This is a genomic window from Achromobacter sp. UBA4530, assembly GCF_002388205.1.
Lineage (GTDB): Bacteria > Pseudomonadota > Gammaproteobacteria > Burkholderiales > Burkholderiaceae_B > Achromobacter > Achromobacter animicus.
On record NZ_DGMA01000016.1, the window covers coordinates 95,761 to 110,470 of the forward strand.

Annotated in this window: 10 protein-coding genes; 3 read left to right on the top strand and 7 right to left on the bottom strand. The window is 66.3% G+C overall.

Annotation, left to right across the window (positions count from 1 at the left end; genetic code table 11):
- Positions 1-109: 109 nt before the first annotated feature.
- Genes B2W22_RS14230 through B2W22_RS14240 form a run of 3 tightly spaced genes read right to left on the bottom strand, consistent with a single transcriptional unit; the run spans position 110 to position 3,423 of the window.
- Positions 110-1,171, bottom strand: a complete 1,062-nt coding sequence (locus tag B2W22_RS14230) for an NAD(P)H-dependent flavin oxidoreductase (RefSeq protein ID WP_286938230.1) — start codon at positions 1,169-1,171, stop codon at positions 110-112.
- Positions 1,172-1,189: 18 nt separating this feature from the next.
- Positions 1,190-2,167: a Bug family tripartite tricarboxylate transporter substrate binding protein gene (locus tag B2W22_RS14235; RefSeq protein WP_286938232.1), complete on the bottom strand. Its 978-nt coding sequence runs from the start codon at positions 2,165-2,167 to the stop codon at positions 1,190-1,192.
- A gap of 26 nt (positions 2,168-2,193) precedes the next feature.
- Positions 2,194-3,423, bottom strand: a complete 1,230-nt coding sequence (locus B2W22_RS14240; RefSeq protein ID WP_286938234.1) for a YbfB/YjiJ family MFS transporter — start codon at positions 3,421-3,423, stop codon at positions 2,194-2,196.
- A 65-nt stretch (positions 3,424-3,488) separates the two neighbouring features.
- Between B2W22_RS14240 and B2W22_RS14245 the strand changes: the two genes are divergently transcribed.
- Positions 3,489-4,361, top strand: coding sequence for a LysR family transcriptional regulator (locus B2W22_RS14245; RefSeq protein WP_239215077.1), 873 nt, complete (start codon positions 3,489-3,491; stop codon positions 4,359-4,361).
- Between the two features lie 39 nt (positions 4,362-4,400).
- Here the strand turns inward: B2W22_RS14245 and B2W22_RS14250 are convergent, their stop codons facing one another.
- From B2W22_RS14250 to B2W22_RS14265, 4 genes are all read right to left on the bottom strand, one after another.
- The gene (locus tag B2W22_RS14250) at positions 4,401-5,042 is read right to left on the bottom strand and encodes an OmpW/AlkL family protein (protein WP_175123895.1); all 642 of its coding nucleotides are present in this window, start codon (positions 5,040-5,042) and stop codon (positions 4,401-4,403) included.
- Between the two features lie 203 nt (positions 5,043-5,245).
- The gene (locus B2W22_RS14255; RefSeq protein ID WP_175123894.1) at positions 5,246-6,712 is read right to left on the bottom strand and encodes a glutamate synthase subunit beta; all 1,467 of its coding nucleotides are present in this window, start codon (positions 6,710-6,712) and stop codon (positions 5,246-5,248) included.
- 8 nt (positions 6,713-6,720) lie between these two features.
- On the bottom strand, positions 6,721-11,460 hold the full coding sequence (locus B2W22_RS14260) for a glutamate synthase-related protein (protein ID WP_175123893.1): 4,740 nt from the start codon (positions 11,458-11,460) through the stop codon (positions 6,721-6,723).
- Between the two features lie 462 nt (positions 11,461-11,922).
- Positions 11,923-12,687 carry a hypothetical protein gene (locus B2W22_RS14265; protein WP_175123892.1) on the bottom strand — a complete coding sequence of 255 codons (765 nt, stop codon included), beginning with the start codon at positions 12,685-12,687 and terminating at the stop codon, positions 11,923-11,925.
- Positions 12,688-12,925: 238 nt separating this feature from the next.
- Here B2W22_RS14265 and fghA point away from each other — a divergent pair, with 238 nt between their 5' ends.
- Positions 12,926-13,792, top strand: a complete 867-nt coding sequence (gene fghA, locus B2W22_RS14270; protein WP_286938237.1) for an S-formylglutathione hydrolase — start codon at positions 12,926-12,928, stop codon at positions 13,790-13,792.
- A gap of 97 nt (positions 13,793-13,889) precedes the next feature.
- Positions 13,890-14,579 (top strand): hypothetical protein, encoded by a 690-nt coding sequence (locus tag B2W22_RS14275; protein WP_105236942.1) that lies wholly within the window; start codon positions 13,890-13,892, stop codon positions 14,577-14,579.
- The last annotated feature ends 131 nt before the right edge of the window (positions 14,580-14,710 follow it).

Sequence of the window (14,710 nt, forward strand, 5' to 3'; positions counted from 1 at the left end):
GCGTTTGCCGATGCTCCATGGGTGTCTGACACCCTTGAGGCACTGGCCCGGCACACACGGCTCCTACACGGGTGTCAGACACCCATTCCGGACAGACCGCCGCCAGCACTCAACGTCGCGCCTGAGCCGCCGCCGTTTCCCGGGCCAGCCGCTGGATCAGTTCCGCCGTCGACTCGCGACGCGCCAGCGGTGCGCCCTGGCCGGCCCACAGGGACAGGACATTGATGTTGCCGCTCTTGCCGCCCGCCGTGCGCATGGGCCGGGTCAGGGCGTTCTGCAGCGGATACGGCAGGATGTCGCCGCCGATGGCGTCCACATCACGCATGAAGGCATTGGCGATGCCGCGCGCCGGGCGGCCGGAGAAGCCGCGAGTGATCCGGGATTGTTCGGCGCGGGAGGCCGCCACGACCGCCTTGTAGGCGTCGCTGATGCCGGATTCTTCCGTGGTGAGGAAGGCCGTCCCCATTTGGGCGAAGTCGGCGCCCAGCGCCAGGGCGGCCGCGATGCCGCGCCCGTCCATGATCCCGCCCGACGCGATGACTGGCACCGAGACGGCGTCCGCCACCTGCGGGACCAGTGCCATGGTGCCGATCATGGACGCCTCGAACGTGTCGAGGAACGTGCCGCGGTGGCCGCCCGCCTCCGCGCCCTGCGCCACGATGGCGTCAACGCCGTCCTGCTCCAGCGCTTGCGCCTCGCGGACGGTCGTGGCCGTGCCCACGGTCAGGATGCCGAGTTCGCGGCAGCGGGCCAGCGCTTCGGCCGGCAGGCGGCCGAAGGTGAAGCTGAGGACGGCGGGCCGGATGCGCAGCACGGCCTCGAGCTGGCCCGGCAGCGGATCGGCCTGCGGGCCGGGGGCCTCGGGCGCCGGCAGACCAAGTTGCTCGTGATAGCGCGCCATCAGGGCCAGCATCCGGCTCGCATCGCCCTGCATGGGCTCTGGCGGCACGGATGCGAACAGGTTGATGGCGAACGGGCGATCCGTGCGGGCGCGGACCCCTTCGGCCGCCGCCTCGATCTGTTCGGGCGTCATGTACGCCCCGCCGAGCGATCCCAGGGCGCCCGCCTTCGATGCCTCCGCCACCATGTCCACCGTGGTGGCGCCGCCCGCCATGGGCGCCTGGATGATGGGATGGATCAGCTTGAGCAGTTCAATCAAAGGGGTGGCCATGGGAAAACTCCTGGGAGGTTATTGGAGCTGGATGTTTCCAGCCTTGATGACGTGCGCCCACTTGTCGCTTTCGGTTTTGATGAAGGCGGCGAATTCCTCGGGCGTGCCGCCGCCGGCCTGGCTGCCGGTGTCGGCAATGGCCTTCTGCACATCCGGGTCCTTCAGGATGCGGTTGAATTCGGCATTGAGCTTGGCGATGATCGGCGCGGGCGTACCGGCGGGCGCCACGATGCCCTGCCAGTTGTAGGACTCGAAGCCCGGCAGGCCGGATTCGGCCATGGTGGGTACATCGGGCAGCACGTCCAGGCGCTTGGCGGATGTGACGGCGATCGGGTGGATCTTCTTGCCCTGAATGGCGGGCAGCGCGGAATAGCCCATTTCGAACATCATCGCGATGTGGCCGCCCATGAGATCGGTCGCAGCCAGGCTGCCGCCCTTGTAGGGCACGTGGACGATGTCGATGTTGGCCTGCTCGCGGAACATTTCGCCCGACAAGTGGTGCGCGCCGCCCACGCCGGACGAGCCGAAGGTCAGCTTGCCCGGTTCCTTCTTGGCCAGTGCGATCAGGTCGGCCAGCGTCTTGACCGGCAGTTCGTTGTTCACGCTCAGGACCAGCGGGCTGTTCTCGATCAGGATGATCGGGGCCAGATCCTTTTGCGGGTTGTAGGGCATTTCCTTCATCAGCGACCGGTTGACCGCCATCGGGGCCAGGTTGCCCGTGCCGATCGTGTAGCCGTCCGGGGCCGCCTTGGCGATGAGGTTGGTGCCGACCACGCCGCCTGCGCCCGCCTTGTTTTCGACAACGATGGGCTGGCCCAGCGATTCGCCCAGCTTGCGGGCCAAGAGGCGCACGCGGGTGTCGGCAAAACCGCCCGGCGCGTAGGGCACGATCATAGTCACGGGTTTGGCGGGCCATTCGCCGGTCTGGGCTTGGGCAGCGCCGCCAAAGGCGGCGGTGGCGGCCAGGGCGGCGATCAGGGGGCGTAGTGCTTTCATGCTGGGAACTCCTCTTTACCTGCTTTCTAATTGCTGTGTGGTTGGCCCGAAGGGCCGATGGCATTATGCCCAGCGCCATTGCCGTCTGTCGTGACTTTTCCCAGCGCCCACGCCGACGCCGCCAGCAACGCCGCGCTGGCCGCCAGCACCTGCGGCAGGCCGGCGCCCCAGCGCGCCGCCCACGAGGCCAGCAACGGCCCCAGAATCTGCCCCGCCGCAAACGCCGCCGTCATGATGGCCGCCGCCCGCGGCGCCGCCGGGCCGGACAGGCGGCGCGCGGTCAGCATGCCCGCCTGCGTGATCACCATGAAGGTGCCGCCGACCAGCAGCGCTGCCAGGATCACGGCGGCGATGTGGTGCCACAGCGCCACGGTCAGCATGCCGGCCGCCATCAGCGCCTGCGCGCCGCGCCACACCTGCCGGTCGTCTCGGCCGCGCGCCAGCCGCGGGACCAGCAGGCACGACAGCGCCGCCGCCATGCCAAAAAGGGGCCAGGCCCAGCCGAAGATCGCCGGGTCGGGAAAGATCTCTTTGGCCATGGCCGGCAGAAAGGTGGCGGGAATGATGTAGCCGACCCCGAAGACACCGTAGTGCAGCGACAGCGCGGCGATGCCGCGCGGCAGGCGGGTTTGCGGCGCGTCAGCAGCCGTCCGTCGCACGGGAGGCGATTGCCGGCTGAGTCCGGGCCACGCCGCCACGGACAACGCCAGCGCCAGGCCGCCCAGCGCGGTCCAGGTCACGCCGGCGCTCGCGTGCGAGGCCATCAAGGCCAGACAGGCCAATCCCGTCAGCGCAATGCCCGCGCCCACGCCTGCATACGTCACCGCCGAAGCCGCGGCCTCGCGCGGGTCGCCGGCGGGCACCGGCCGCCATGCGACGACGCAGATGAAGGCACTGGCGCTGGCATAGCCGGCCGCCAGCCGCAGCACCGACCAGCCCGCCACGCTGTTGAGCATTGGCATGGCCAGCGTCAGCGCGGCCACGGCGGCCAGGCTGGCCGCCAGCGTGATGCGCAGCCGGCGCACCGGCCAGACGATCGCCGCCAGCGCGCCCAACAGATAGCCCGCGTAATTGGCCGACGCCATCCAGCCGCCCTGCGCCAGCGACAGGCCGGACTCCTGCGCCATCAGCGGCCATAACGGCGTGAAGGCGAAGCGGCCGATGCCCATGGCCGCCGCCAGCGCAAGCGCCGCGGGCCAAGCCAGGCTTGCGGCGCTGGCCGAGGGGTGGGGGGAAGGGAAAGCAGGCGTTGACATGGAGCCTACTCTACGGCTGTACTTATATCTTGAATAGTGAATTATTAAGAACGTGAGTTCCCAAAATGAGAAACTTGGATCTCGACGCGCTGCAAATCTTCAAGACCGTCGCGGATCAGGGTGGCGTGGCGCGCGCCGCCGCGCATCTGAACCGCGTGCAGTCCAATGTGTCGACGCGCCTGAAGCAGTTGGAATCCTCGCTGGGAACGCCGCTCTTTCGGCGGCAGAACCGCCGGCTGGTGCTGTCGGATCAGGGCCGCGTGCTGCTGTCCTACGCCGACCGCCTGCTGCGCCTGTCCGATGAGGCGCAGGCGGCCGTCCGGGAAGGCGCCCTGCAGGGCGTGCTGCGCATCGGCACCATGGAAAGCACGGCCGCCGCCCGCCTGCCCCCCATCCTGGCGGCCTATCACGCGGCCTGGCCGCAGGTGCGGATCGAGCTGGTCACCGGCACCTCGGGCGCATTGGCCGCCAAGGTGCGCAATTACGAGATCGAGGCTGCCTTCGTGGCGCAACCCTTCCCCGCAGAGGGACTGGCGGCGATGGATGCGTTCAGGGAGGAATTGGCGCTGATCTCGCCGTTGGCGTGGGATCCGATCGGCAGTCCGAAAGACCTGGGCAACCGGAGCGTCATCGCCTTTGCGGCGGGCTGCTCATACCGGCGCATTCTGGAGTCGTGGTTGAACCAGGAGGGCATTGCGCCCGGCAAGGTGATGGAGTTTGCGTCGTATCACGCCATCGTGGCGTGTGTGGCAGCGGGAACCGGGGTGGCGATCGTGCCGCGGTCCGTGCTGGCGGTGCTGGGGGCGGAGCATTCGGTGCGCGTGGGCGCGTTGTCCGGGTCCCATGGGCAGGCGCTTACCCAGCTGATCTGGCGCGCCGACGACGACACGCCGGCATTGCAGGCGCTGCGCAGCCGGCTTGCGCCGCCGCAGAATTGATAGATGCGCGCGGGGCCGCGCGCATCGTCAGGCCAGCGATCAGAAGCGGTAACCAACGCCCACCGTGGCCACCCACGGATCGATGCGCGCGGTGCCGACACGTTCGCCGTCCAGCGTCACCTTCGACTTGATGTCGATGTAGCGGATGTCGGCGTTCATGAACCAGCGATCATTGATCTTGATGTCCGCGCCCAGTTGCGCGGCCACGCCCCAGGAATCGCCCAGCTTCAGGTTCGAGCCCTTGAGCGCGCCCTCGGCCTTGGTGTCGAAGAAGTGGGTGTAGTTGATGCCGACGCCGATGTACGGCTGGATCATGCTGTCGGGCAGGATGTGCCATTGCAGGCTGAGCGTGGGGGGCAGTTGCTTGGAGGAGCCGATCTTGCCCAGGCCGCCGCTGCCGCTGACGTCATGCTGGAAGGGCCAGGCGCCGAGCAGTTCGATGCCGATGTTGCGGGTGGCCATGTAGGCGAGGGTGAAGCTGGGGCGCACGTTGTTGTTCACGTCCAGCTTGACGCTGCCGTCGAGCACGGTGCCATTGTTTTGCGAGGGGCGGACTTGCGTGACGCCGACGCGGAACAGCACGTCGCCCGCTTCGTGGGCGTGGGCGGGAGCGGCAAAGGCGCCGGCAGCGATCAAACCGGCAATGGCGGTGGCGCGGATACGCCCGTTCAGCGAAAACATTTTCTTCTCCGATCTTTCCGTGTGGGGTGAGACGACAGGTTCTCAGACCGCCCCGTCCCCGTTCTTGACGTGTGTCAATTCGTGAAAAGACCGTTTTCAGAAAGTGGTTATGTCGCAACAACTGCGGTTAACCGCAACGCAAGGGCAAAAAAAACGCCGCCGGTGCGCGAGGCAACCGGCGGCGTTGATATGTCGCAATACGATCAACGCGGCAATTCACTGCTTCCCATCAGGTAGGCGTCGACCGAGCGCGCACACTGGCGGCCTTCGCGGATGGCCCACACGACCAGCGACTGGCCGCGGCGCATGTCGCCGGCGGTGAAGACCTTTTCCACATTGGTGCGGTAGTCGTCGGTGTTGGCGCGCACATTGCCGCGGCCATCGCGGTCCACGCCGAACGCGTCCAGCACGTTCTGCACCGGCGACACGAAGCCCATGGCCAGCAGCACCAGATCCGCCTTGATCTCGAACTCCGAGCCTTCGACTTCGCGCATCTTCATCTGGCCGGTGGCGTCGTCCTTGAACCATTCGACGCGCGCGCCGACCAGCTTCTCGACCTTGCCGTTGGCGCCCTTGAGCAGCTTGGTGGTCACCGACCAGTCGCGCTCGCAGCCTTCCTCGTGCGAGGACGACGTGCGCATCTTCAGCGGCCAGTACGGCCACGTCATGGTCTTGTTTTCGGACTCGGGCGGCTGGGGCATCAGTTCGAACTGCGTGACCGATGCGGCGCCGTGGCGGTTGCTGGTGCCGACGCAGTCGGAACCCGTATCGCCGCCGCCGATCACCACCACGTGCTTGCCCTTGGCCAGCGTCTGGTTGGTGAGGCGGTCGCCCGCCACGGCCTTGTTCTGCTGACGCAGAAAGTCCATGGCGAAGTACACGCCGTCGAGCTCGCGGCCCGGCACCGGCAGATCGCGCGGCGTTTCCGAGCCACCGCTCATCACGACGGCGTCGAATTCGGCCATCAGCGATTTCGGGGTGCGCACCGTCAAGCCATCGGCAACGGGATCCTTCGGATCGCCGACGTAGGTCGACGGCGCGAATTCCACGCCCTCGGCTTCCATCTGCGAGATGCGGCGGTCGATCTGGTGCTTTTCGAGCTTGAAGTCGGGGATGCCGTAGCGCAGCAGGCCGCCGATGCGGTCGCTCTTTTCGAACAGGGTCACGGAGTGGCCAGCACGCGCCAGTTGCTGCGCGCATGCCATGCCGGCCGGGCCCGAGCCCACGACGGCGACCTTCTTGCCCGTCTTGCGCGCCGGCACTTGCGGCGCGACCCAGCCTTCGGCCCAACCCTTGTCGATGATCGCGTGCTCGATGGACTTGATGCCCACGGCGTCGCTGTTGATGTTCAAGGTACAGGCGGCTTCGCAGGGCGCCGGGCAGATGCGGCCCGTGAACTCCGGGAAGTTGTTGGTGGAATGCAGGACGTCCAGCGCGCGGCGCCAGTCCTGCTTGTACACCAGGTCATTCCAGTCCGGGATGATGTTGTTGACCGGGCAGCCGTTGTTGCAGAACGGGATGCCGCAGTCCATGCAGCGCGCCGCCTGCTGCTTGGCCTGATCGTCGGTCAGGTGCAGCACGAATTCGCGCCAGTTCTTCAGCCGCTTCTGCGGGGCCTCGGAGGCCTCCTGCAGACGCTGAAATTCCATAAATCCAGTGATCTTTCCCATGGTATCCCTCACGCAGCCAGTTGTTGCGGGTTGGCTGCACGCCACATTTCACCCAATGCGCGGCGGTAGTCCGTCGGCATGATCTTCACGAATTTGCCGCGCGAGGCTTCCCAGTCGCCCAGGATTTCGCGGGCACGGTAGCTGCCGGTGTAGCGGAAGTGATCTTCCACCAGGCGGCGCAGGATGGACTCGTCCGTCTCGCGTTCGCCACCGCGCTGCGCGCTGTGCCAGATGTCGATGTTGTTCAGCGACTGCTGCTCGGCGTGCGGCACGACCGATTCCAGTTCCACCATCGACAGGTTCACACGGTGCTTGAGCGTGCGGTCCGGATCCCAGACGTACGCCACGCCGCCGGACATGCCCGCCGCGAAGTTGCGGCCGGTGGAACCCAGCACGACGACGGTGCCGCCGGTCATGTATTCGCAGCCGTGATCGCCGGTGCCTTCCACGACGGTTGCTGCGCCCGAGTTGCGCACCGCGAAACGCTCGCCCGCCACGCCGTTGAAGAACGCCTCGCCTGCCAGCGCGCCGTACAGCACGGTGTTGCCGGCAATGATGTGGTCGGGGCCGAAGCCGCGGAAGTCGTTGGGCGAGCGCACGATGATGCGGCCGCCGGACAGACCCTTGCCCACGTAGTCGTTGCCTTCGCCCACCAGGTCCATCGTGATGCCGTGCGCCAGGAACGCGCCGAAGCTCTGGCCGGCGGTGCCGTTGCACTGGATGTGGATGGTGTCGTCGGGCAGGCCGTCATGGCCGTAGCGCGAGGCCACGGCGCCGGACAGCATCGCGCCGATCGTGCGGTTGCGGTTGCGCACCGGCACGATGAACGACACCTTCTCGCCACGCTCCAGCGCGGGCTTGCTGCGCTCGATCAGCAGGTGATCCAACGCACCGGCCAGACCGTGATCCTGCTCTTCGGTCTGGTGCACTTCGGCGTCGGACACCGTCTGGTGGAACACGCGGGTGAAGTCCAGCCCTTGTGCCTTCCAGTGCTCAACGCCCGAACGCATGTCCAGCAGATCGGCGCGGCCGATCAGGTCGTCGAACTTGCGGATGCCCAGTTGGGCCATGATTTCACGGACTTCTTCGGCGATGAAGAAGAAGAAGTTCACGACGTGCTCGGGCTTGCCCTGGAACTTCTTGCGCAGCGCGGGATCCTGCGTGGCCACGCCCACCGGGCAGGTGTTCAGGTGGCACTTGCGCATCATGATGCAGCCTTCGACGACCAGCGGCGCGGTCGCGAAGCCGAATTCGTCGGCGCCCAGCAGCGCACCGATGACGACGTCGCGGCCGGTCTTCATCTGGCCGTCGGCCTGCACGCGGATGCGGCTGCGCAGGCGGTTCAGCACCAGCGTCTGCTGCGTTTCGGCCAGGCCCAGTTCCCAGGGCGTGCCCACGTGCTTGATGGACGACACCGGCGACGCGCCCGTGCCGCCGTCATGGCCGGCGATCACGACGTGGTCGGCCTTGGCCTTGGCCACGCCCGCGGCCACCGTGCCCACGCCGACTTCGGACACCAGCTTGACCGAGATCGAGGACTTGGAATTGACGTTCTTCAGGTCGTGGATCAGCTGCGCCAGATCTTCGATCGAGTAGATGTCATGGTGCGGAGGGGGCGAGATGAGGCCCACGCCGGGCACCGAGTAGCGCAGCTTGGCGATGTATTCCGACACCTTGTGACCGGGCAGCTGGCCGCCTTCGCCGGGCTTGGCGCCCTGCGCCATCTTGATCTGGATCTGGTCGGCGGACGACAGGTACTCGGCGGTCACGCCGAAACGGCCCGACGCCACCTGCTTGATCTTCGAACGCAGCGAGTCGCCCCGCTTGAGTTCGACGTCGGCTTCGATGCGGTCCGTGCCCAGCACCGAGGCCAGCGTGTCGCCGTCCTTGATGGTGCTCTTGCCTTCGCGCATTTCGGCGCGGTAGCGCAGTTCGTCCTCGCCGCCTTCGCCGGTGTTGGACTTGCCGCCGATACGGTTCATGGCAACGGCCAGCACCGAGTGGGCTTCGGTCGAGATCGAGCCCAGCGACATGGCGCCGGTGGCAAAGCGCTTGACGATTTCCTTGGCCGGCTCGACGTCGTCCAGCGGGATGGCGCGCGACGGGTCGAAGCGGAACTCGAACAGGCCGCGCAGGGTCATGTGGCGACGGCTCTGGTCGTTGATGATCTGCGCGTACTCCTTGTACGTGCGGTAGTTGTTGGCGCGCGACGCGTGCTGCAGCTTGGCGATCGAATCCGGCGTCCACATGTGCTCTTCGCCGCGGACGCGGTAGGCGTATTCGCCGCCGGCGTCCAGGTCGTTGGCAAGCACGGGGTCGGTGCTGAAGGCGGCGCGGTGCTGGCGCAGCGCTTCTTCGGCGACCTGGAAGATGCCGATGCCTTCGATGTTGGAAGCGGTGCCGGTGAAGTACTTGTTCACCAGGGCGCTCTGCAGGCCAACGGCTTCGAAGATCTGCGCGCCGGTGTAGGACATGTACGTGGAAATGCCCATCTTGGACATGACCTTGTTCAGGCCCTTGCCCAGCGCCTTGATGTAGTTCTTCACGGCCTTTTCGGGGTCATTCATCTTGCCCAGCGATTCGAGCGCCAGGTAGGGGTGAATGGCTTCGGCGCCGTAGCCGCCCAGGAGCGCGAAGTGATGCACTTCGCGGGCCGAACCGGTTTCGACGACGAGACCCGTGTTGGTGCGCAGGCCGGCGCGGATCAGGTGCTGGTGCACGGCCGACGTGGCCAGCAGCGCAGGGATGGCCACGCGCTCGCTGTCGACCAGGCGGTCCGACACGATCAGGATGTTGTAGCCGCTGCGCACCGCGTCGACGGCGCGCGCGCACAAGGCCGCCACGCGGGCTTCGATGCCCTCGGGACCCCAGGCGGCGGGGTACGTGATGTCCAGTTCAAAGCTGCGGAATTTCTTGCCCGTGACCTGGTCGATGTCGCGGATCTGCGCCATGGCGGCGAAGTCCAGCACCGGCTGGGACACTTCCAGGCGCAGCGGCGGGTTGACGTTGTTGATGTCCAGCAGGTTCGGCTTGGGACCGATGAAGGACACCAGCGACATCACGAGCTGTTCGCGGATCGGGTCGATCGGCGGGTTCGTGACCTGGGCGAACAGCTGGCGGAAATAGTTGTAGAACGGCTTGGCGCGGTCCGACAGCACGGCCAGCGGGGCATCATTGCCCATCGAGCCGATGACTTCCTCGCCGCTCGATGCCATGGGCTCCAGGATGAACTTGTAGTCTTCCTGGGTCCAGCCGAATGCCTGTTGGCGGTCCAGCAGCGACACGGCCGATTGCGTGGCCACGGCGACCTGACGCGGCGCGGGCAGCGATTCCAGCTTGATCTGCAGGCGTTCGATCCACTGGCGGTACGGACGGCTGTTGGCCAACTGCAGCTTGATCTCGGCGTCGTCGATGATGCGGCCTTGTTCCAGGTCGATCAGGAACATCTTGCCCGGCTGCAGGCGCCACTTCTTGACGATGCGGTTTTCGGGGATCGACAGCGTGCCGGCTTCGGAAGCCAGGATGACCATGTCGTCGTCGGTGACCAGGTAGCGGGCAGGACGCAGGCCGTTGCGGTCCAGCGTGGCGCCGATCTGGCGGCCATCGGTGAACGCGACTGCGGCGGGGCCGTCCCACGGCTCCATCATGGCGGCGTGGTACTCATAGAAAGCGCGGCGGCTTTCGTCCATCTGCGTGTGCTGTTCCCAGGCTTCCGGGATCATCATCATCATGGCGTGGGCCAGCGAGTAGCCCGAATTCACCAGCAGTTCCAGGCAGTTGTCGAACGTCGCGGTGTCCGACTGGCCTTCGTAGACGATGGGGTACAGCTTTTTCAGATCGTCGCCCAGCACGGCCGACTGCATCATGCCTTCGCGGGCGCGCAGCCAGTTGAAGTTGCCCTTCACCGTATTGATTTCGCCGTTGTGGGCAATCATGCGGTACGGGTGGGCCAGCGGCCAGGCGGGGAACGTGTTGGTCGAGAAACGCTGGTGGACCAGCGCCAGCGCGGACACCGTGCGGGTGTCGGCCAGGTCGCGGTAGTAGCGGCCGACCTGATCGGCCAGCAGCAGGCCCTTGTAGACCACGGTACGCACCGAGGCCGAGGGCACGAAGTATTCCTTGCCGTGCGCCAGATGCATGTTCTGGATGGCGTGGCTGGCGGTCTTGCGGATGACGTAGAGCTTGCGTTCCAGCGCGTCCGGCACCATCACGTCGGCGCCGCGGCCGATGAACAGCTGGCGGATCACGGGTTCGCAGTCGCGGACGGTGGGCGACATGGGCATGTCGACATCCACCGGCACGTCGCGCCAGCCCAGCACGACCTGGCCCTCGGCGCGCACCGAGCGCTCCAGTTCCTGTTCGCAGGCCAGGCGCGAGGCCGTTTCCTTGGGCAGGAACACCATGGCCACGCCGTACTCGCCGGGCGGGGGCAGGATGATGCCTTGCTGGCTGAGTTCGTCGCGGTACAGCGTGTCGGGGATCTGGATCAGGATGCCTGCGCCGTCGCCCATGAGCTTGTCTGCGCCGACCGCGCCGCGGTGGTCCAGGTTCTCAAGAATCTTCAGACCCTGCTGGATGATCGCGTGGCTTTTCTTGCCCTTGATGTGGGCAACGAAGCCGACGCCGCAGGCATCATGTTCGTTCTTGGGGTTGTACAGGCCCTGGGCCGAAGGCAGGCCGATGCGGGTCGCATCGATGGCAACTGCCTTGGAGGTGGGACAGGATTCGGTCGGGGTAATTTGGGGCATGGCGCGCTCCGCAGTGGGCCTGCGTCTAATGTTGCAGTGCAGGAGTCGGACAATACCCCCGACGCAAGTAGGGTGCAACAGGAACAAACGGGGTATGACCCTAATTAAATAGGTGCGCCGTCATAGTGCGTGAATATAGGGACATAACACCGGCCGCGCCGTTATTGGCTGTCGCCGGAGCAGGTCTTTTGTCGCAGTGACTCGGGCGTCCAAAGCGGTGCAAAATCACGCTATACGTCCCTATTTAAAGGCATGTTTTTCTGTGCGCGATCAACCTCAGGTGTGGCGAAATTGCACCTTGTCGTCGCGCAGGTCCCTCGATGATGTGAGTCAAGCGCACGAGCAGATCGTGTTTTTGCGGCGCCGACTCCGCGGGTTGCCCGAATGCCTTGCGGCGGCAGCGCGGCACCGCAATGTCCGGACGCAGACAAACAAAACCCGCCGTGATGGCGGGTCGGGGGGTCAGGAGTTGTTGACCGGTGGTGTGGTGGTCGGTGGCGTCGGCGGGCTGGACTCATTGTCCGCGGGCGCCGCGGCCGGTTTCTTGCGGGGCCGGCCACGCTGGCCGGGCGCCACACGCCGGCTGGCCGTATGAGCCAGGCTGGCAATAAAGCTGGGACCGCCCAGCGCCCACTGGCCAGAGACCGCCTGGTCGATGCGTTGGGTTTCCTCGCGCGACAGCCCATCCTGAAGCCGCTTGCGGTAATTGGCCTGCCGGTCGAACGGCGTGTTGCCGCAAGCCCAGTAGTCGGCGTGATCGGACTGCCATTGGGCCGGCGCGGCGCTGGTGTTGCCGGTATGGCTGGACGCGGACGACCAGGGCCACGAATCGGGGTCCTGCGAAGCCCCGCTGCGAACCGGATACGTTTCCAGCCAGACCAGCGAGGGCAGCACCCACGCGCCGGGTTCCAGCAGCGCCGACCGGTAACGGCCGGCGAACACCCGCCCGCCGCGCAGCCGCGCCGCAAGATTGCGGCCCAGCGTCTGCATCAGCCGCGGCAGGCCTTCTTCGTCTGCGGGCGTGGCAAGCAGCAGGATGCGGTCGTTGGCGAGGAGCCAGCCATGCACCGATACGCGGTGCCGCTGGGCCGACTCGCCCAGCCACGTGGCGAGCTGATTCAGGATGTCGGCGGGCGCGGGTTGCGATGGCGCCGCCAACGGCTGAATAAAGTTGGCCTGCACCAGTTGGGGCAGCCCAGGGGCATACAGACGGGGCAGACGGGCCATAGTGTCAGGGCTTGCGTATCAGGAAGAACGGGTTGTCTTCACACACGGTATATAAATAGTGCCACGGTGGGCGCTGGTCAAGTGCCGTGATCACAATCTGAGCGCGGAATCGTATTTTTTTGTGGCGAGCGCTCATTGAGGGGCAGGTTAACATTCGGCGACGGAACGTCGCACCGTGGATTCCCCTAACCCGCCGACGTTTTATCCACCTCGATTTATTCTTCTCCGGAGCAAGCCCATGGCCGCGTCCCTCGAACTCATCTCGCAGCATCGGTGCTTCGGCGGCACGCAGCGCTACTACCGCCACGACTCCACCGAGATCGGCCTGCCCATGCGGTTTTCCGTGTACGTGCCGCCGCAGGCCGAGCACGGCCCGGTGCCGGTGCTGTTCTACCTGGCGGGCCTGACCTGCACCGAAGAAACGTTCATGATCAAGGCCGGCGCGCAGCGGCTGGCAGCGGAATTGGGCGTCATGCTGGTGGCGCCCGACACCAGCCCCCGCGGCGCGGGCGTGCCCGGCGAGGACGAAAGCTGGGACCTGGGCACCGGCGCCGGCTTCTATGTCGACGCCACCACTACTGCATGGCGCGATCACTACCGCATGTACAGCTACGTCACGCAGGAACTGCACGGCATCGTCACCGGCGGCGCACTGCCGGGGGATGCCTCGCGAACCGGCATCTTCGGGCACTCCATGGGCGGCCACGGCGCGCTGGTGCTGGCGCTGCGCAATCCCGGCAAGTTCCGTTCGGTGTCGGCGTTTGCACCGATCGCGGCGCCCAGCCAATGCCCGTGGGGCAAAAAGGCGTTCGGCGCTTACCTGGGCGCGCAATCCGAAGACTGGGCGGCCTACGATGCGTCCGCCCTGATGCGCGGACTGCAGCAGCCCTTCCCCGGCGGCATCCTCATCGACCAGGGCGAAGCCGACCAGTTTCTGGCTGAACAGTTGTATCCCGAGGTATTCGAGGCGGCCTGCGCCGCCGCCGGACAGCCGCTCACCTTGCGTCGCCAAGCCGGCTACGACCACGGCTATTACTTCATCTCGACGTTCATCGAGGATCACATCCGGTTTCACGTCGAACGGCTTGGAAAACCGGACGCCTGAAGACGCGCTTCTATACTGGGATGCCTGCCGCGGCGGGTGGCGGCTTCCTGCGCCCGCCGCGCTGTACGACGCGGCGGCTTGAATAGGAACGCCTGATTTGATCAACGGAATTGCTCCCTTCGCCTGGATCCTGCTGGGCGCCGTCATCGTCCTGTTGCCCGGCATCGTCATGCTGCTGGGCAGGGGTGGTCCCCGCGACGAACGCGGACGCCGCATGTTCCAGTTCCGGCCGGTGCGCCGCGCATGCGGCCTGCTGCTGGTATGCCTGGGATGCGTATCGGGCCTGCTCGCGCTGTCGCTGGTGCAGTTCGTTCGCCTGACCACCGACCAGCCGGTCGCCCGCATCGACATCCGCCAACAGGCCGAGGGTCAGTTCCAGGTCAACGCCAACGCCCCGGGCATCGGCGACAAGCAATATGTACTTTACGGCGACCAGTGGCAGATCGACGCCCGGGTCGTGCGCTGGAAACTGCCGGCGCTCATGGCCGGCGTGCCGCCCCTGTATCGGCTGGAGCGCCTGTCGGGCCGCTACAGCGATGCCGCCCGCGAAGCGACGGCCACGCGTTCGGTGCATCCCCTGGACGACTGGCCCGCGCCGGACCTCGGATCCCTGAAGAAAAGTTTTCCGAACTGGTTCCCCTTTGTCGATGTCCAATTTGGCAGCGGCGCCTACATGCCCCTGTTCGACGGGGCCCGTTACCAGGTCTTCATGGACCCGCGCGGCGCGCTCTTCATCCGTCCGGACGGCGAAGCCACCGCCGAAGGGCTGAAGCGCCTCGGGTGGTAGCCCCGGCCGGTTCTCGAATAAACGGGGACGCGTCGCGGAAATGAAACTTTGACGCGTCGCAACAGTCGAATTAGCACTCCTATTACTTGAGTGCTAACATCGAATTCATGTCGTTTTCTCGCCATCCGGAG

What these genes read in the sequence shown, in the direction of transcription:
- B2W22_RS14230 (WP_286938230.1), bottom strand. Translation starts at nt 1,171, where the DNA reads ATGGCCACCCCTTTGATTGAACTGCTCAAGCTGATCCATCCCATCATC.
- B2W22_RS14235 (WP_286938232.1), bottom strand. Translation starts at nt 2,167, where the DNA reads ATGAAAGCACTACGCCCCCTGATCGCCGCCCTGGCCGCCACCGCCGCC.
- B2W22_RS14240 (WP_286938234.1), bottom strand. Translation starts at nt 3,423, where the DNA reads ATGTCAACGCCTGCTTTCCCTTCCCCCCACCCCTCGGCCAGCGCCGCA.
- B2W22_RS14245 (WP_239215077.1), top strand. Translation starts at nt 3,489, where the DNA reads ATGAGAAACTTGGATCTCGACGCGCTGCAAATCTTCAAGACCGTCGCG.
- B2W22_RS14250 (WP_175123895.1), bottom strand. Translation starts at nt 5,042, where the DNA reads ATGTTTTCGCTGAACGGGCGTATCCGCGCCACCGCCATTGCCGGTTTG.
- B2W22_RS14255 (WP_175123894.1), bottom strand. Translation starts at nt 6,712, where the DNA reads ATGGGAAAGATCACTGGATTTATGGAATTTCAGCGTCTGCAGGAGGCC.
- B2W22_RS14260 (WP_175123893.1), bottom strand. Translation starts at nt 11,460, where the DNA reads ATGCCCCAAATTACCCCGACCGAATCCTGTCCCACCTCCAAGGCAGTT.
- B2W22_RS14265 (WP_175123892.1), bottom strand. Translation starts at nt 12,687, where the DNA reads ATGGCCCGTCTGCCCCGTCTGTATGCCCCTGGGCTGCCCCAACTGGTG.
- fghA (WP_286938237.1), top strand. Translation starts at nt 12,926, where the DNA reads ATGGCCGCGTCCCTCGAACTCATCTCGCAGCATCGGTGCTTCGGCGGC.